This window comes from Amycolatopsis sp. cmx-8-4, from assembly GCF_046548675.1.
In the GTDB taxonomy this organism is placed as follows: domain Bacteria; phylum Actinomycetota; class Actinomycetes; order Mycobacteriales; family Pseudonocardiaceae; genus Amycolatopsis.
Genome location: NZ_JAEBDZ010000004.1, coordinates 106,431 through 123,891, shown reverse-complemented (window position 1 = coordinate 123,891; position 17,461 = coordinate 106,431). Strand labels below are relative to the sequence as shown.

The following is a 17,461-nucleotide window of genomic DNA, read 5'->3' as shown; positions in this document are numbered from 1 at the left end:
CCGAACGTTCCGCCGAGTCTTCAGGAGGACCCCGGTGACCGATCAGGCTACCGAGGCCAACGGTGCCGCCACCGTGCCGCAGCGTCGGGTGCTCGTTGCGGAGGACGAGGCGCTCATCCGGCTGGACCTCGTCGAAATGCTGCGTGAAGAGGGTTACGAGGTCGTCGGTGAGGCAGGGGATGGCGAACAGGCCATCGCGCTGGCCACCGATCTCAAGCCCGACCTCGTGATCCTCGACGTCAAGATGCCCAAGCTCGACGGCATCGAGGCCGCGTCGAAGATCACCGGCGATCGGATCGCGCCCGTCGTGATCCTGACCGCCTTCAGCCAGCGTGACCTCGTCGAACGGGCGCGGGACGCGGGCACCATGGCCTACCTCGTCAAGCCGTTCGCGAAGCGTGACCTCGTGCCGGCCATCGAGCTCGCCGTCAGCCGGTTCTCCGAGCTGCAGGCCCTCGAAGCGGAGGTCGCCGGCCTCACCGACCGGCTCGAGACGCGGAAGGTCATCGACCGCGCCAAGGGCCTGCTGATGAGCCGGCAGGGCTTGACCGAGCCGGATGCCTTCCGGTGGATCCAGCGCACCGCAATGGACCGCCGGACCACGATGAAGGCCGTCGCCGAGGCGGTCGTGGAGAGCATCGGGACCTAGAAACGACGGCGGCCGGCAGGCAGAATCACGTGAGTGAAACTCCGCCTGCCGGCCTTCGTCGTCCTGGGACTGGTGCTGGTGCTGGGACTGACGGCGGGCTGCACCGCCGCCGAGCCGAGCGCCCCCGCGCCGACGACCTATGAGCTGCCGCCGCGTCAGGTGCGGCCGGACGAGACCGCGCTCAAGGTGCCGCCCGCGAAGAACGGCGACACCGAATTCGACCTGATCGGCTTCGCAGCGGGGCTGCCCAGCATCACCGGCAGCCACACCGAAATGCCCGCCAAGGGCCAGTACGTGCGGCTGCGGCTCGTCGTGACCAACACCGGCACCTCGAGCGTCCTGTTCGACACGATGCGCCAGCTGCTCGTCGACGACCAGGGCGCCACCCACCCGCCGGACGAGCAGGCCATGCTGATCAAGCGCCAGCCCGCCCAGTTCGACCTCGGGCACAGCGTGCGCGTCGAGTTCGACCTCTACTGGGACATCCCGAAGGACCGGAAGCCGATGAGCGTCAGGGCCTTCGGCGGCCCCACCATCACCGACATGAAGAACGTCAACGGCACCGATATCAAGCTGTGAGAAAGGGGCCCGGCACGAAGCCGGGCCCCTCAAAAACACTCTCAGACGCCGAGGTCGCCACCGAGGTAGGCGGCCCGCACCTTCGGGTCGTTCAGCAGGTCGGCCCCGCGGGCGCTCTGGACCACACGGCCCGTCTCGAGCACGTACGCGCGGTCCGACAGCTTCAGCGCCTGCTGGGCGTTCTGCTCGACCAGCAGCACCGTGGTGCCGCGCTTGTTGATCTCGCGGATGATGTCGAAGATCTGCGCGATCAGCATCGGCGCCAGGCCCATCGACGGCTCGTCGAGCAACAGCACCTTGGGCTTCGTCATCAGCGCGCGGCCGATGGCGATCATCTGCTGCTCGCCGCCCGACATCGTGCCGCCGAACTGCGTCTTGCGCTCGTTGAGCCGGGGGAACAGCTCGTAGACCTCGTCGAGGTCGCCCTGGAGCTCGTCCTTGCGGGTGTAGGCACCCATCAGGAGGTTCTCCTGCACCGTCATGCCGGGGAACACGCCCCGGCCTTCCGGTGACTGTCCGATCCCGAGCAGCACGCGCTTGTGCCCCGGGGTCTTCGAGATGTCCTGGCCGTTGAACACGATCCGGCCGCTGGTCAGCGGGCGGAGGCCGGAGATCGTCTTGAGCGTCGTGGTCTTGCCGGCGCCGTTGGCGCCGATGAGGGAGACGATCTCGCCCTCGTCGACCTGGATGCTCATGCCCTTGAGGGCGGCGATCTTCCCGTAGTGGACGTTGATGTCCTCGACCTCAAGAAGCATCTTCGGACACCCCCAGATACGCCTCGATCACCTTCTGGTTGTTCTGCACCTCGTGCGGCAGCCCTTCTGCGATCTTCTGGCCGAAGTCGAGCACGGCCAGCCGGTCGCTGATGTGCATGACCAGGCCCATGTCGTGCTCGATCAGCAGCACGGTGCGGCCGTCGTCCCGGATCTTGCGGATCAGCTCCTGCAGGGCGATCTTCTCCGCCGGGTTCATGCCCGCGGCCGGTTCGTCGAGCAGCAGCAGCTTCGGGTCCGTGGCGAGCGCCCGCGCGATCTCCAGCCGGCGCTGATCGCCGTAGGAGAGGTTCTTCGCGACGTGGTGCTCGACCCGGCCGATGCCGACGAAGTCGAGCAGCTCACGAGCCCGGTCCCGGCCGTGCTTCTCTTCCTTGCGGTGCGTCGGCAGGCCGAGCACCGCGCCGATGGCACCCGTCTTGTGGTGCGCGTCCGCGCCCACCATGACGTTCTCCAGCGCCGACATGTTGTGGAACAGCCGGATGTTCTGGAACGTCCGGGCGACGCCGCGCTTGGCGACCTTGAACCGCTTCATGCCGTCGATGCGGTCGCCGTCGAAGCGGACCTCACCCTCGGTCGGCGAGTAGACGCCGGTCACCACGTTGAACACCGTGGTCTTGCCGGCGCCGTTCGGGCCGATGAGGGCGAAGATCTCGCCCTCGTTGATGCTGATGTTGACCTCGCGCAGGGCGGTGACGCCGCCGAACCGCATGGTCACGTTGTCGAACTCGAGCAAGGGGCTCACTTGGTCACCTCCGCCGACGCCTCGGAGTCGGGGCCGGCCACTTCGGCACCCATCGCGCCCATGCCGCCGGTTCCTTCCCGTAGTTCGGCCTTCCGCTGCCGGGACGGCAGGATGCCCTCCGGCCGCAGCGCCATCATCAGCACCAGCACGGCGCCGAAGACGAAGATGCGGTAGTCGGCGAAGTCCCGGAACCGCTCGGGCAGCCACGCGACGACGAACGCGCCGAGGATGACGCCCGGCAGGTTGCCCGCCCCGCCCAGCACGACCGCGGCCAGGATGGTCGCGGACAGGATGAACGGGAAGTTGTTCGGCTCGACGAAGACCGCCTTGCTCGCGTAGATCGTGCCGGCGAAGCCACCGATCATGGCGCCGATGGCGAAGGCGAGCAGCTTGAACTTGAACGTCGGCACGCCCATCAGCTCGGCCGCGTCCTCGTCCTCGCGGATCGCCGCCCACGCCCGCCCGACGCGGCTCTTGTTGAGCCGGATCGAGAAGACGACGACGAGCACGATCGCGAACAGCATCAGGTAGTAGTACGGCGCCGGGTCGAGGAAGAACTCCATGCCGAACAGCGGCTCCGGGTGCGGGACGTTCGTGATGCCGCGCGCGCCGCCGATGGCGTCGGTGTTGTTCGCGGTGATCCGGACGATCTCACCGAAGCCCAGGGTGACGATGGCCAGATAGTCACCCCGTAGCCGTAGTGTCGGGGCGCCGAGGATGACGCCGGACACCGAGGCCAGGAAGATGCCGAGCACCACCGTGGGCCAGAACGACCAGCCGTACTTCGTGCCGATCGCCGCCCACGTGTAGGCGCCGATCGCGAAGAACGCGACGTACCCGAGGTCCAGCATGCCGGCGTGGCCGACCACGATGTTGAGGCCGACCGCCAGCAGGATGTACGTCCCGATCGGGAAGATCAGGACCGTCGTCCAGTCCGAGTCCGGGGACATGAACGAGCCGATCCACGGCGCGGGCAGGATCAACGCGAACACGATCACCAGCAGGTAGACGCCGTAGCGCTGCCACTGGGGCGCGTCGGCCCACCAGTCCCGGGTGCCGTCGATCGGGTGGAACCCCCGGCGGGCCGGCGATTCGTTTCCGTCTACCACTTCGTCGCCTTTCATACGCGTGCCCGCTGCAGCGATTCACCGAGAATGCCGGTGGGCCGGAACATGAGCACGAGCACCAGGATCACGAAAGCGGTGACGTCCTTCCAGGCCGAGCCCAGGAAGATGGAGCTCCAGTTCTCGACCAGGCCCAGCACGATCCCGCCCAGCAGGGCGCCGCGCAGGTTGCCGATACCGCCGAGCACGGCGGCGGTGAACGCCTTGATGCCGAGCAGGAACCCGATGCGGTAGTCGGTGTTCTCGTATTCCATGACGAACAGGGCGGCGGCGACGCCGGCCATGGCCCCGCCGAGCAGGAAGGTGATGCGGACGATCCGGTCGATGCTCACGCCCATCAGGACGGCGGCCTCGGGGTCCTGCGCCGTGGCGCGGATACCGCGGCCGATCCGGGTGCGGCGCACCAGCTGGTCGAGCACGACCATCACGATGACCGCGCCGATGATGACGAAGACGTGGTCGGTGCGCACGACGCCGTTGCCGATGCGGAACAGTTCCTCGTGCGGGATGAACCGGGGCGCGGACTGCTGCACGCGGCCGGACTTGCCGAAGACGTCCGGGATGACGATGAGCGCGAACAGCTCCTGCAGGAACAGCGACGCGCCGATGGCCGAGATCAGGGCAGCGAGGCGGGTCGCGCCCTTCTTGCGCAGCGGCCGGTAGGCGACCTGCTCCAGCACGATCGCCGAACCGCCCGACACGAGCGCCGAGACGACGATGAGCAGGACCAGGATGCCGATCATCGAGAAGATCGTGAACGGCGCCGCCGGCGCGATCGTGATGAGGATGAACAGGGACGTCATCGTCCCGATCATGAAGATTTCGGAGTGCGCGAAGTTGATCAGCCGCAGCACGCCGTAGACCATCGTGTAGCCCAGGGCGATGAGCGCGTAGATGGAGCCGGCTACCAGGCCGCCGATGGTGCTGCCCAGAAACTGGCTCTGCAGATCTTGGAACATGACGTAGTTGCCTTACCTGACGGGGCGAGGATGGTCGCCACATTGGCGGAGAGCGGGGGTGCTGTGGCCGACCACAACGCCCCCGCTCCCGTTAGGTGTTTCTACTGCTCCGTCAGCCGGTGATCTTGGCTTCGGTCGAGGCGCCGAGGTTCTTGATGACCCCGCCCACGACCTGGTACACGTAGATCGCGTTGGTCTGCGGCTCGCCGTTGTCCTTGAACTTGATCTGCTTCGACGCGCCCTTGAAGTCCTCGGTCTTCAGGAAGTCGTTGATCTTCTCGCCGGTGGTGTTGCCCGCCTTGACCGCGTTGATGATGGCGGTCGCGGCGTCGTAGCCCTCGGTCGCGTAGATCGCCGGGTCGACGTTGAACTTCGCCTTGTACTTGGTGGCGAAGTCGTTGCCCGGGGCACCCGCGTCGGGGATGTTGCAGGGGCAGCCGACGACGGCGCCTTCGGCGGCCGCGGCACCCGCGCCGGAGACCAGCTGCGGGTCGAGCGAACCGTCACCCGTGGCGAAGACGGCTTTCACGCCACCGTCGCGGAGCTGCTTGAGCAGCCGGCCGGCCTGGGCGTAGTAACCGCCGTAGGTGATGACGTCCGGGTTGGCGGCCTTGACCTTCTGGACGGTCGAGGAGTAGTCCGACGCGTCCTTGGCGAACTTGTCGCGCTCGGTCGTGATGCCCTTGTCCTTGAAGGTCTTCTCGAACGCGTCGGCCAGGCCGACGCTGTACTCCTGGTCGTCCGAGAGGACGTACGCGTTCTTCGGCGACTTCGCCGTGATGAGGAAGTTCGCGATACCGGGGCCCTGGTCGTTGTCGTTCGCGACGACGCGGTGCCAGTACTTCCAGCCGTTCGCGGCGAGACCCGGGTTGGTCGCCGACGGCGACACGCTCGGGACCTTGCCCTGCTCGAGGACGCCGCCGACGGCCTTCGACTCACCGGAGAAGGCCGGGCCGATCAGCGCGGTGATCTTGTCCGTGCCGATCGCGGTCTGCACCAGCGAGGTGGCCTGCTCCGGCTTGCCCTGGCTGTCGTAGTTCTTCAGCTCGAGCTTCACCGAAGGATTCGTGGCGTTGTACTCGTCGATCGCGAGCTTCGCGCCGTTGTTGGGCGGGATCACGATCCCGGAGTTCTCCCCGGTCAGGTCGCCCATGAACCCGATCTTCAGCGTGCTGCCGTCACCGCTGCCCGACGAGCTGCTGCCGCCGGCACAGCCCGCCAGCGCAAGCGACGTCGCCGCCGCGAGGGCGAGGACCCGTCCAAAACGCACTCCTGACACCGACTACCTCCCATGACCAACCACCGCCGGTAGGCGTTGCCCCCGACACAGGGGCTAGGTTAGGGCAGGAAGATATCCCTCTCGCCCGTCATGTGCACAGGCGGCCTCACTACTCTGTGTCCACATCGTGACGATCGCAACCGACACGAATTGCACGAAAAGCCGAACAACGTTTCGCTTCAAGGTCGTGCTGGTCACGCAGAGAAGTCAACTATCCACGTCCACCGGACGAATGGATGACAGCCGTGTTTCCGCGGTATGTCGTCGCCCATTTCCCGGGCCGGTGCGTGGCCGGTTTCCCGGGCGATCCGCCGTTCCCCCACGTGGGCCGGGCGCCGTCGCCGGATGCACCTTACGTCCGGTTCGCCCGGCCCGGTGAACCGCCCCCGCCCCAGGTCTGCCCGAAAGGCTTCCCGCCTGGGAACTCTTGTCACAACCACCGGTTGTCGTCGACGCCGGAAAGGCTGTTGGACCCGCGCGGGCGTCCCGCGGTTCGCTGGGAGCAGACCAGGAGAACAAGGGAGAACAGATGCGGATCGCGGAGCTCGAAGTCGTCGAAGGAGTCGCGGCGGGGGTGCCGTTCGTGGCGTTGCCGCCGGCGGACCCGGCCGCGCCGGCGGCGCTGCTGGCCGGCTGGCACCTGATGGAGCCGCCCGCGAGCGAGCGCGCGCTGGCGGCGGCGCTGCCGATGGCGGGACTGCAGGCCTGGCGGGTGTACTTCGGGCTCCCGCTCACCGGGGCGCGGCTGCCCGGAGGCGGGCCCGCCGAGCTCTTCCGGCTGGCGAGCGAGGACGCCGTCCTCAACGTCTTCGGGCCGGTGACCGACCAGGCCGCGGGGGAGTTCCCTGCAGCGCTCGCCGCACTGCGCGACTGGCTGCCCGGCGCCGACGGCCCGCTCGGCGTCTTCGGCGGCTCGGCCGGCTCGCTGGTGGCGCTGGAGGTGCTCGCCCGGGGAGACGCCGACGTCGCCGCCGGTGCGGTCGTCAGCCCGGTCGTCCAGCTGGCGCCGGTCATCGGGCGCAACGAACGGCTCTACGACGTCACCTATCCGTGGAGCGCGCGGTCCCACGCGGTCGCCACGCACCACGACTACGTCAGCCGGGCGGCCGAGCTCTCGGCGCCGCTGCTGATCGTGGCCGGGTCGGCCGACGACATCGCGGTCCGCGAGCCCGCCGCGGCCCTGCGGAAGCGCCTCGGCGACCGGGCCGAGCTGGTGACGATCGACGGGATGGGCCACACGTTCGCCGAGGCACCGGGGCTCGACGCCGCACCGCAGACCGCGGACGCGGCCCGGGTCGACGCGGCGTTCAGCGCGTGGTTCGGTCCGCGGTTGCGACGCTGAGGTCGCCCTCCGGCAGCCAGGCGCGGTCCGGGTCGTAGGCGCACCAGTCCTCTTCGCGGCCGGTGCGCCAGGCCAGCGTCAGCAGCCGCCGCAGCGCCGGGCGCGCCTTCCCGCGCCGCCAGACCAGCGACCACGGGAACAGCGGCGACGGCTCGAACGGCAGCACCTTCAGGTCGAGGTCGGGCGCCAGCTCCATGTCCGCCCCGGCGAGGGTGACGCGCCGCTTGCCGTAGCGCGTCTGCTCGAGGGTGTGCCGCAGGTCGTAGCTGACGCCGGAGTCGTCGATCGGCACGCCGAACGTCCCGCACAGCTCGGCCACGTACGACTGCCATTCGGCGGCCCCGCCGTGCCCCGGCAGCCAGATCCCGTCGGCGCGCAGCTCGTCGAGGGGCAGCACGTCCAGCACGGCCAGCGGGTGTTCCGGGGCGAGCAGCGCGACCAGCGGTTCCAGCCGGATCGGCCGGTGCTCCAGCTCGTCCGGCAGGGGCTTGCCGAACCCGGTGACCCGGCCGACCGCGACGTCCAGCTCCCCGGACAGCAGCGGCTCGACGGCGTGCGCGAACCCGCCGCCGGCGACCCGGTCGATCCGCAGCGCCGGGTCGCGCTCGGCGAGCCGGCGCAGCAGGAACATCGGGGCGAGCCGGAAGTCGACGACGTCCAGGCGCAGCGGCCGGTCGTCGGCGCCCATCGCGGCGACGGCGGCGTCGGCCACCCGCAGCAGCTCGAGCGCGTGCGGCAGGAACCGCTCGCCGTCGGCGGTCAGCTCGACCGACCGGTTGGTGCGCAGGAACAGCGGCACCGCCAGGGCGTCTTCGAGCTTCCGGACCCGCTTCGACAGCGCCTGCTGCGTGAGGAACAGCGTCTGCGCGGCGCGGCCGAAGTGCCGCAGCTCCGCGGTGACGGTGAACGCCCGCACCTGGGCGATGTCGAGGTCCACGGCTCAGGAGCCCGGGGGTGCGTCCCGGACGACGCAGGTGAGCCGGGCGGTGCAGGTGCGGCGGCCCTCGTCGTCGGTCAGGACGATCTCGGCGGTGATGGTGCCGCGGCCGACGTGCAGCGGCGTCGCCACCCCGGTGACCTTGCCCGAGCGGACGGCCCGGTGGTGGGTGCAGGACAGCTCGAGCCCCATCGCGGCGCGGCCGGGGCCGGCGTTCAGCGCGGCAACCGTGGAGCCCAGCGCCTCGGCGAGCACGGCGTTGGCGCCGCCGTGCAGCAGGCCGTAGGGCTGAAGGTTGCCCTTGACCGGGATCGTGCCGACCACCCGCTCGGGCGTCACCTCGATGAGCTGCATCCCGACCTTGTCGTTCAGCTGCTGGTCGGCCGCCGCCGGGTCGATGCCCGCCAACCGGTCCACGTCGATGGGGGCGGGACGTTCCGTCACTCACTGCTCCTCTGCTGATGCGACACGTAAGAGTCGTCGCCAACATGGCGATGATGCCTTGTTCCAAAGAGTGTCGTACCCCCAGCCTAGACTCGGGCACGTGAGCCCGAGTGAGAAGACGACCGTTGCCAACGCCACAGGAACGACTGCAGTCGCGGAGCGGCCGAAGCTGCTGCTGATCGACGGCCATTCGATGGCCTACCGCGCGTTCTTCGCGCTGCCCGCCGAGAACTTCAGGACCAAGACCGGGCAGGTCACGAACGCGGTCTTCGGGTTCACGTCGATGCTCATCAACCTCCTGCGCGACGAAGCGCCGACCCACCTCGCGGTGGCGTTCGACCTCTCGCGCAAGACGTTCCGGTCGGAGACCTTCGCCGACTACAAGGCGAACCGCAGCGCGACGCCGGATGAGTTCCGCGGCCAGGTCGACCTGGTCCGCGAGGTCCTGGACGTGCTCGGCATCCCGTCGCTGACGAAGGAGAACTTCGAAGCCGACGACATCATCGCCACGCTCACGACGCAGGCCACCGCGGAGGACTTCGACGTCCTCATCTGTACCGGCGACCGCGACGCGCTGCAGCTGGTCACCGAGCACGTCACCGTGCTCTACCCGAAGCGCGGCGTCTCGGAGATGACCCGGTTCACCCCGGAGGCCGTCGAGGAGAAGTACGGGCTCACCCCGCGGCAGTACCCGGACTTCGCGGCGCTGCGCGGCGACCCCTCGGACAACCTGCCGAACATCCCCGGCGTCGGCGAGAAGACCGCGGCCAAGTGGATCAAGCAGTTCGGCTCGCTCGACGACCTGATCGACCGCGTCGACGAGGTCAAGGGCAAGGCGGGGGAGGCGTTGCGCGCGAACCTCAGCTCGGTGCAGCTGAACCGCCAGCTGACCGAGCTGATCCGCGACGTCGAGCTGGAGATCGGCCCGAGCGGGCTGGAGCTGCGCCCGTGGGACCGCGAGGCCGTGCACGCGCTGTTCGACGAGCTGGAGTTCCGCGTGCTGCGGGACCGGCTGTTCGCGACGCTGCAGAGCGCCGAACCCGAGGCCGACGAAGGGTTCGAGGTCTCGGGTGACGCGCTGACCCCCGGCGCGCTGGCGGCGTGGCTCACCGCGCACGCGGGCCCGGCCGAGCCGGTGGCGCTGTCCTTCCGCACCATGGGCACCTCGGTCCGCTCCGACCTGCGCGCGGTCGCCTTCGCGACGGCCGACGGCGAAGGCGCCTACGTCGACGTCACGGCGATGGACCAGGCCGACGACGCGGCGCTCGCCGCCTGGTTCGCCGACCCGGCGATCCACAAGACCGGCCACGACCTCAAGGTCGCGCTGCACGCGATCCACGCCCGCGGGTGGGCGCTCGCCGGGCTCGCGATGGACACCGCGCTGGCCGCGTACCTGGTGCGGCCGGGGCAGCGCACGTTCGACCTGGACGACCTCGCGCTGCGCTACCTGCACCGCGAGCTGCGCTCGGAGACCGACGGCGGCGACGGGCAGCTGTCGCTGCTCGACGGCGGTGCCGAAGGCTTGGAGCAGAAGGAGATCCAGGAGGAGCTCGTCAAGGCGCGGGCCGTCTTCGAGCTGGCCGGCGCGCTCGACAAGGAGCTCGACGAGATCGGCGGCGCGAAGCTGCTCGCCGAGCTGGAGCTGCCGCTGCTGGAGGTGATCACCGCGCTGGAGGTCGCCGGGGTCGCCGTCGACCTGGAGCAGCTGACCACGCTCGAGGCGCACTACCTGAGCCGCGTCACGCAGGCCGCCGAAGCCGCGTACGAGGTCATCGGCAAGCAGATCAACCTCGGCTCGCCGAAGCAGCTGCAGGTCGTGCTGTTCGACGAGCTGGGCATGCCGAAGACCAAGCGCACCAAGACCGGCTACACGACCGACGCCGAGGCGCTGCAGGGGTTGTTCGAGAAGACCGAGCACCCGTTCCTGCAGCACATGCTGGAGCACCGGGACGCGACGAAGCTGCGCACGACGGTCGAGGGGCTCATCAAGTCCGTCGCCGACGACGGCCGCATCCACACCACGCTGCTGCAGACGATCGCGGCCACCGGGCGGCTGTCGTCGACCGAGCCGAACCTGCAGAACATCCCGGTCCGCACCGAGGAAGGCCGCCGCATCCGCGACGCGTTCGTCGTCGGCGCGGGGTACAGCGAGCTGATGACCGCGGACTACAGCCAGATCGAGATGCGGATCATGGCGCACCTCTCGCAGGACGCCGGCCTCATCGAGGCCTTCAACAGCGGCGAGGACCTGCACACGTTCGTCGCGTCGCGGGCGTTCTCGCTGCCGCCGGAGGAGATCACGCCGGAGCTGCGCTACCGCGTCAAGGCGATGTCGTACGGCCTCGCGTACGGACTGTCGGCGTACGGGCTTTCGCAGCAGCTGCGGATCTCGACCGACGACGCCAAGTCCCAGATGGAGGCGTACTTCGACCGCTTCGGCGGCGTGCGCGACTACCTCCACTCGGTCGTCGGGGTGGCCGCGAAGAACGGCTACACCGAGACGGTCTTCGGCCGCCGCCGCTACCTGCCGGACCTCAACAGCGACAACCGCCAGCGCCGCGAGATGGCCGAGCGGATGGCGCTCAACGCCCCGATCCAGGGCAGCGCGGCCGACATCATCAAGGTCGCGATGCTCAACGTCCACCGCGAGCTGGTCAAGGCGAAGCTGCAGAGCCGGATCCTGCTGCAGGTGCACGACGAGCTCGTGCTCGAAGTCGCCGAGGGCGAGCGCGAGGAGCTGGAGAAGCTCGTGCGCCACGGCATGGGTTCGGCCTACGAGCTCGCGGTCCCGCTGGAGGTCTCGGTCGGCTACGGCCGGTCCTGGAACGACGCCGCGCACTGACGTTTCCCCACGAACCCCGCACCGTCCGGTGCGGGGTTCGTGCACGTCCGGGGGACGTCGCCTACGCTGCGTCGCCGTCGGAATCACCGGGTCGTGGGGCGGGACTACTCGGCCGGACGGCGCCGCGTGCCGGTCCGCCGGACGAAGCTGGGTGGCCCGAACGGCCCACCGGGCCCGGCCGAAAGGACCACCGCCATGGCCACCGATTTCCAGCGGCGCAAGATCTCCGGCGTCTTCGGCGCGATGGACGCCGACGCCGACGGCTACCTCACCGAGTCCGATTTCCGGGCGCTCACCACGAGATGGCTCGACCTGCGCGGCACCGACGACAGCACCGCCGAAGGGCAGAAGCTCGCCGCCATCATGATGGGCTGGTGGGGCACGTTGCTCGCGGCGTCGGACCGGGACCGCGACGGCAAGGTCACCCTCGACGAGGTCCTCCACGTCGTCGACGACCTGCCCATGACACCCGGCGCGGTCACCGGCACCGCCGACGCGATATTCGAAGCCGTCGACGAAAACGGCGACGGCGCCATCTCCGCGGCCGAGTACCGGCAGCTGATCGAAGCCTGGAACGGCACCGAAACCCCGACCGACGAGATCTTCGCCCACCTCGACCTCGACGGTGACGGCCGGCTCTCCCGCGAGGAGTTCACCGGGCACTGGCTGGAGTTCTGGGCGGGCGACAACCCCGCTGCCCCGGGCAGCTGGGTTTTCGGCCGCGTGTGATCCGCCCACCGGGACGCCGCTGCGCCGAATGGCGGACGCCGTTCGGGGCAGGTGTTACTGCTGGGTAGCGGGTCCCGCGCCGACGCGAGCCGATCACGGCGTAGGGTCCGCCGAATGGGGTTCGAGCGTGAGCGACGACGCTGGCGGGTCCGGCTGCACGACGAACTCGGCCGGCTGTGCGGCGCGGGCACGGTACTCGACGAGTACCACGTCCTCACCAGCGCGCACGTCGTCGAGACCGCCGGTGGCGCGCGATCCGCGTTGAGCGTCGACTTCGTCGGCCTGGCCGAGGCGTTGCCCGGCACGGCCACCGTCGTCGAAGGGTGCTGGGTGCCCTCCGACGGCGGTGGCCGCGGCGACCTCGCCTTGCTGCGCCTCGAACGCCCCGAGTCCCGCGTGTTCCGCGCGCCGCTGCACCGGATGCCGCTCGGGGAGCACCAGCTCGTGCGCGCCTTCGGTTTCCCGCCCGGCTCGGTCGGCCGCTGGACCCACGCCCGCCTCGGCGGCGCCGAACACCCCGGCGGCCCGGGCGGCGAATGGATCCGGTTGCTGCGCACGGCCGAGGCCGAGTCGCTCGGCCCCGGGTTCGGCGGCACCGCGGTGCTCGACGAAGCGACCGGGCACGTCGTCGGCATGGTCGTCGGCAAGGACACCGGGACCTGGATGATCCCCGTCGAGACCATGCTCGGGCACCTGCCGCAGCTGAGCATCTGGACGTCCGGCGGCCCGGCCGTCGACGCCAGTTTTTCCCGCCTCGTCGGCGAAACCGTCGACGTCTCCTTCGTGCAGCGCGTCGTCGACTGGTTCACCAAGGCCGAGCCCGGCACCGTCTGGGTCGTCGACACCGGCGAGGCCGGCTCGCCCGTCGCGGCGGCGCTGCGCTTCGGCATCGTGCTGGCCGACCGCGAACGCTCGCTCGGCGTCCCCGGGCTGCCGCCGGCGCTCGGCCAGATGCCCCCGGCCGGCAGCGTCGACCTCGCGGTGGACGCGACCGGCCGCACCGCCGACGCCGTCCGCCACCGCATCGAAGAACGGCTCACCGGCGGCGTCGCCGGCCGCACGCTCGTCGTCGACGCGATCGACGACTCCGCCGAACCGGACCGGCTCGTCGGCGAGGTGCTCGGGCCGCTCGCCGGCCGCGCGGCCGAGCTCGGCATCCGGCTGCTGCTCGGCTTTCGCGAAAAGTCCTCGCCCGGGGTGGCGGCGGTGCGGGCGAGCACGGACCGGGCCCGCCCGGCGACCGACGACCTCGCCGGCCGCCTGGACGTCCTGACCCAGGCCGTCGAGGAGCTCGCCGAGATCGAGGCCTACCAGCTGCGGGTGGCGACGCGCTTCACCGGCGTCGCGATGCTGCCCGCGCGGGCCCACCGGCTGCGCGGCACGCTCAAGCAGCTCCGCTCGGCCGAGGTCGACGGCGACGCCGAGTGGGTCGAGCGCCACATCGACGGCCACGAGCACGCCGTCGCCCCGGCGGTCGAGGACGGCCGCCGCCAGCGCGCGGTGCTCGACGGCCTCGTCGCCCGCCGCGAGGAACTGCGTGCCCGCCTGGCCGGCGACAACGAACTGGCTCGCGAACACGGTGTCGCGACCGACCCGGAGCTGGAGCAGGTGTACGTCCCGGCGAAGCGCCTGCTGATCGACGGCCCCTGCGAACTCACGGCGGCGGCCACCGCGGTCGACACCTACGCGGCCGCGGTCCGCGCCCGCATCGAAGACCGCGGCTGACTTTCCGCTCGGCGCAAGGAAAAGCCGTGAAGGACTCCTTCCCGGCTCTTATGGCCGGTAAGGAGGCCTTCACGGCTTTCGGAGCCGGAACTGTCGGTGCCGGGCGGTAGCGTGGAAAACGGGGGGCGGCGCCCTGCGGCTGCGGCGAAAGCGGCTAGCGGCGGCCCAGGCCGCGGATCAGCACCATCACCGCGTCCCGGACCTCCGCCCGCGTCCGCTCGGGGCCGAACACCTGCCAGTCCAGCGCGACCACCAGCATCGTGCCGAACAACCCGGCCGCCGCCGTCGGGATCCGGACTCCCTCCGGCAGCCGTCCGGCCTCCTCCAAGCGTGACAGCTGGCTCTTCACGATCGAGATGATTTCCTCGCGCAGCAAGGAAAGCGTGCCGTGCCACTGGCCGGGCGTGCGCCACAGCTCGCTCACCAGGATCTGCGAAAACCCCGGATACCGGGCGATGAACTCCAGCGTCACGTCGACCTGCGCCTCGATCACGTCGAGCGGGTCCGCGTCGCTGACCGCGTCGCGCAGCCGCCCGGCGAGCGTGTCGACGCCGTAGCGCAAGAGGCCGTCGACCAGGCCGTCCTTCGAACCGAAGTTGTAGTAGACGGTGCCCTTCGCGACGCCCGCCTCGGCGGCGATGTCGTCGACGGTGAGGCCCACCAGGCCCCGGCTCTTCGCGAGCCGCAGGGTGGCCTCGAAGAGCTTCTGCTTGGTCCCGCCGCTCACAGGCTCAGCTCGGGCTTGAGCGCCGACACCGTCCAGACCCGGCGTTTGCGCGCGGCCAAGGTTGACACCAGGATCCCGCCGGCCAGGTAGGCCAGCAGCACGCCGATGTCGCCGAGGATCTGCACGGTGGCGCCACTGTAGAACAGGTGCCGGAAGCCGTCGATCGCGTACCCCATCGGCAGCACGACGTGCAGTGGGTACAAGGCGTCCGGGATGGTCTGCCACGGGAACGTGCCGCCCGCGCTGACCAGCTGCAGCACCAGCAGCACCAGGCCGAGGAACTTGCCGACCGCGCCGAAGAACGCGTTGAGCGCGTGCACCACCGACGTGAACGTCAGCGACACCAGCACCGCGAACCCGATCGCGCCCAGCGGGTGCGCGATGTGGATGCCGACCAGCCACGTCACCGCGCCGAACAGGACGATCACCTGCGCGATGCCGAGCAGTGCCGAGGACAGCCAGCCGCCCACAGCGACCCGGAACGGTGACGCGCCCGCGGTCAGCGCGCGCGTCGAGAGCGGGCGCAGGATCAGGAACAGCACGAACGCGCCGATCCAGGTGGCCAGCGAGATGAAGAACGGCGCCAGGCCCGCGCCGTACGTCCCGGCCGACGCCTCGCCGTTGGCGTTGACCGCCACCGGGTCCGCGATGGTGTTGGCCGTCGCCGCGCGGGTCGGGTCGTCCGGGTTCGGGATCTCCTTGAGCCCGGCCGAAAGCCCGTCACGCAGCTTCACCGCGCCGTCGGCGAGCTGGTTCGTGCCGGTGACCGCGGTCTTCTCGCCGTCGTTCAGCTTGGCGGCGCCGTCCTTGAGCTGGTTCGCGCCGTCGGACGCCTGCGCGATGCCGTTCGCCAGCTGCGGCGACGCGGCGGCGAGCTTGGCCGCGCCGTCGGACACCTGCTTGGCGCCGTCGGCCAGCTTCGCGAGATCCCCGTTGGCCTGCTGGATCTTGCTGTTGGCCTGGTCGACGGGGGAGCGCAGCTGATCGGCCTTCGCGAGGATCGCGGTGACCTGCTCCTCCGGCACCCCGGCGTTCCGGAGATCGGTCTGCAGCTGCGTGCGGTAGCTGTCGAGCTTGCCCTGGATGTCCGACGACGCGGTCGCGGCCACCGACGCGGCGTCGGCGACCTTCTGGTCCCCGGCGGACACCTGCGAGGCACCGTCGGCGAGTTTCTGCGTCTGGGACGGCAGATCCGCCGTGCTGCTCTTGAGCGTGCCGAGGCCGGTGGCGAGCGTCGAGGAGCCGTCGGCGAGCTGTGCCGCGCCACTCGCGAGCTGCTGCTGGCCGGCCTTCAGCTGCGACGCGCCGTCCGCGAGCTGCGACGCGCCGGTCGACGCTTCCTGGATCTTCCCGTAGATCGTGGAGAAACCGACCAGGAACCGGTCCGCGGCCTCGCTGCCGACCTTCTCCGCGATCGTCTTGCGCACCTGCTCGGCGACCTGTTTCGCGATCGTCCCGGACAGATAGTTGTTGGCGTCGTTGGTGGTCAGCGTGATCGTCGCCTGCTGCGGCTGGAAGTTGCCGACCGACAGCAGCGCGGCGGAGAAGCCGCTCGGGATGCCGATCGCGAAGGAGTACTTGTCGTCGCGGACGCCGTCACGGGCGTCCTGCTCCGACACCTCGTGCCACTGGAACGTACCGGACTTGACCAGCTCGTCGGTCACCTCACGGCCGACGTTGCGTTGCTGCCCGGTGGAGTCCTGCGCGCCCATGTCGCTGGTGAAGACGGCGGCGGGCAGCTTGTCCAGGCGGCCGTACGGGTCGTAGTTCGCGTAGAGGTAGAAGGACGCGTAGAGCAGCGGCACCAGCACGAGCGCGACCAGCGCCAGCTTGGGCATCGTGCCGGTGGACAGCCGCCGCAGTTCGTTGCGGGCGATCCGGAAGGCGTTCATTCGGAAACTCCGTCAGTGACGTTCCCCGGGCTCTCAGGGAGCTCTTCGGTGGGCTGGGGAAGTTCGGGAAGGCAGTGCTGCGGCTCCGGCTGCTCGGCCGAACCGATGCGCGCGGGGGTGAAGGGCAGCGCGGACGCCGGCGTCGTGGCGGTCAGCACGACCACGGCGAGGCCGCGTCCGGCCTGCTCGCGGGCCAGCCCGGCCCAGCTGTCGACGTCGCTGGTGTGCCGGTCGGGGGTGTCGAGCACGAGGACGCGCACGCCCTTGCGCGCCGCGGCCAGCTCGGTGAGCAGCCGGGTGCGCAGGGCGGGGGCGAGGTTCTCGAACCGGGTGCCGGCATACGGCGCCGCGTCGTGCTCGGTGAGCCAGCGGGCGACGTCCTCCTTGCCCGCCGGGCGGTGGGCCAGGGCCAGCTCCTCGCCGACGACCACGCGCAGGGGCAGCGCGTCGTCCGGCTCGCTGACCTCGGGTGCGTCGACGACCGCGACGAGCTCGGGCAGCCTGGCGTCCGAGCCGTCGACCGTGACCGTGCCGGTGCTCGGCTTGAGCCGCCCGGCCAGCGCCAGGCCGAACGCGGTGACGCCGACGCCGGGTTCGCCGTGCACGATCGCCAGGTCGCCCTCGCCGATGGTCAGCGAGGTGGGCGGTAACAAGGTGCCGTAGTGCCCTTCGAGGGACACCCGATCGGCTCGGACCTGCACGGGGACTCCAGCGT

At 70.3% G+C, this 17,461-nt stretch carries 16 protein-coding genes; 6 read left to right on the top strand and 10 right to left on the bottom strand.

From position 1 onward, the window contains the following. Window positions 1-34 precede the first annotated feature (34 nt). Window positions 35-649: an ANTAR domain-containing response regulator gene (locus ACLJQZ_RS09515; protein WP_247054229.1), complete on the top strand. Its 615-nt coding sequence runs from the start codon at window positions 35-37 to the stop codon at window positions 647-649. Between the two features lie 33 nt (window positions 650-682). Beyond that, window positions 683-1,228, top strand: coding sequence for a DUF4352 domain-containing protein (locus ACLJQZ_RS09510; RefSeq protein ID WP_410619657.1), 546 nt, complete (start codon window positions 683-685; stop codon window positions 1,226-1,228). A gap of 41 nt (window positions 1,229-1,269) precedes the next feature. Here the strand turns inward: ACLJQZ_RS09510 and ACLJQZ_RS09505 are convergent, their stop codons facing one another. From ACLJQZ_RS09505 to ACLJQZ_RS09485, 5 genes are all read right to left on the bottom strand, one after another. Further along, complete coding sequence (locus ACLJQZ_RS09505; RefSeq protein ID WP_247054225.1) at window positions 1,270-1,983, bottom strand: ABC transporter ATP-binding protein; 714 nt, start codon at window positions 1,981-1,983, stop codon at window positions 1,270-1,272. Further along, entirely contained in the window at window positions 1,973-2,746 is a 774-nt protein-coding gene (locus ACLJQZ_RS09500) for an ABC transporter ATP-binding protein (protein WP_247054223.1), read from the bottom strand. Before ACLJQZ_RS09500 ends, ACLJQZ_RS09505 begins: the two co-directional genes overlap by 11 nt. Then, a complete protein-coding gene (locus tag ACLJQZ_RS09495; protein ID WP_326951258.1) occupies window positions 2,743-3,870 on the bottom strand; it encodes an ABC transporter permease subunit in 1,128 nt (375 codons plus the stop codon). The genes ACLJQZ_RS09500 and ACLJQZ_RS09495 overlap by 4 nt, the downstream gene beginning before the upstream one ends. Continuing rightward, window positions 3,867-4,829: a branched-chain amino acid ABC transporter permease gene (locus ACLJQZ_RS09490; protein WP_326951997.1), complete on the bottom strand. Its 963-nt coding sequence runs from the start codon at window positions 4,827-4,829 to the stop codon at window positions 3,867-3,869. The genes ACLJQZ_RS09495 and ACLJQZ_RS09490 overlap by 4 nt, the downstream gene beginning before the upstream one ends. A gap of 112 nt (window positions 4,830-4,941) precedes the next feature. Then, entirely contained in the window at window positions 4,942-6,099 is a 1,158-nt protein-coding gene (locus ACLJQZ_RS09485) for a branched-chain amino acid ABC transporter substrate-binding protein (RefSeq protein WP_326951256.1), read from the bottom strand. Window positions 6,100-6,637: 538 nt separating this feature from the next. Here ACLJQZ_RS09485 and ACLJQZ_RS09480 point away from each other — a divergent pair. Then, entirely contained in the window at window positions 6,638-7,450 is an 813-nt protein-coding gene (locus ACLJQZ_RS09480; protein ID WP_410619656.1) for an alpha/beta hydrolase, read from the top strand. On the opposite strand, the gene ACLJQZ_RS09475 is transcribed toward ACLJQZ_RS09480, so the two are convergent. Further along, window positions 7,416-8,387 (bottom strand): LysR family transcriptional regulator, encoded by a 972-nt coding sequence (locus ACLJQZ_RS09475; protein ID WP_410619655.1) that lies wholly within the window; start codon window positions 8,385-8,387, stop codon window positions 7,416-7,418. The genes ACLJQZ_RS09480 and ACLJQZ_RS09475 overlap by 35 nt on opposite strands. Window positions 8,388-8,390: 3 nt before the next feature. Next, window positions 8,391-8,831, bottom strand: a complete 441-nt coding sequence (locus ACLJQZ_RS09470; RefSeq protein ID WP_410619654.1) for a PaaI family thioesterase — start codon at window positions 8,829-8,831, stop codon at window positions 8,391-8,393. A gap of 100 nt (window positions 8,832-8,931) precedes the next feature. Between ACLJQZ_RS09470 and polA the strand changes: the two genes are divergently transcribed. The 3 genes from polA to ACLJQZ_RS09455 all read left to right on the top strand — a co-directional run bounded on the left by polA (window position 8,932) and on the right by ACLJQZ_RS09455 (window position 14,127). Continuing rightward, window positions 8,932-11,673, top strand: coding sequence for a DNA polymerase I (polA, locus tag ACLJQZ_RS09465; RefSeq protein ID WP_410619653.1), 2,742 nt, complete (start codon window positions 8,932-8,934; stop codon window positions 11,671-11,673). A gap of 195 nt (window positions 11,674-11,868) precedes the next feature. Further along, entirely contained in the window at window positions 11,869-12,402 is a 534-nt protein-coding gene (locus ACLJQZ_RS09460) for an EF-hand domain-containing protein (protein WP_410619652.1), read from the top strand. Between the two features lie 114 nt (window positions 12,403-12,516). Further along, complete coding sequence (locus tag ACLJQZ_RS09455; protein ID WP_410619651.1) at window positions 12,517-14,127, top strand: serine protease; 1,611 nt, start codon at window positions 12,517-12,519, stop codon at window positions 14,125-14,127. Between the two features lie 154 nt (window positions 14,128-14,281). On the opposite strand, the gene ACLJQZ_RS09450 is transcribed toward ACLJQZ_RS09455, so the two are convergent. Genes ACLJQZ_RS09450 through ACLJQZ_RS09440 form a run of 3 tightly spaced genes read right to left on the bottom strand, consistent with a single transcriptional unit; the run spans window position 14,282 to window position 17,447 of the window. Beyond that, window positions 14,282-14,854 (bottom strand): TetR/AcrR family transcriptional regulator, encoded by a 573-nt coding sequence (locus ACLJQZ_RS09450; RefSeq protein ID WP_410619650.1) that lies wholly within the window; start codon window positions 14,852-14,854, stop codon window positions 14,282-14,284. Then, window positions 14,851-16,746 carry a YhgE/Pip family protein gene (locus ACLJQZ_RS09445; protein ID WP_410619649.1) on the bottom strand — a complete coding sequence of 632 codons (1,896 nt, stop codon included), beginning with the start codon at window positions 16,744-16,746 and terminating at the stop codon, window positions 14,851-14,853. The genes ACLJQZ_RS09450 and ACLJQZ_RS09445 overlap by 4 nt, the downstream gene beginning before the upstream one ends. Beyond that, window positions 16,743-17,447 (bottom strand): ABC transporter ATP-binding protein, encoded by a 705-nt coding sequence (locus tag ACLJQZ_RS09440; RefSeq protein ID WP_410619648.1) that lies wholly within the window; start codon window positions 17,445-17,447, stop codon window positions 16,743-16,745. The genes ACLJQZ_RS09445 and ACLJQZ_RS09440 overlap by 4 nt, the downstream gene beginning before the upstream one ends. Window positions 17,448-17,461: the final 14 nt, after the last annotated feature.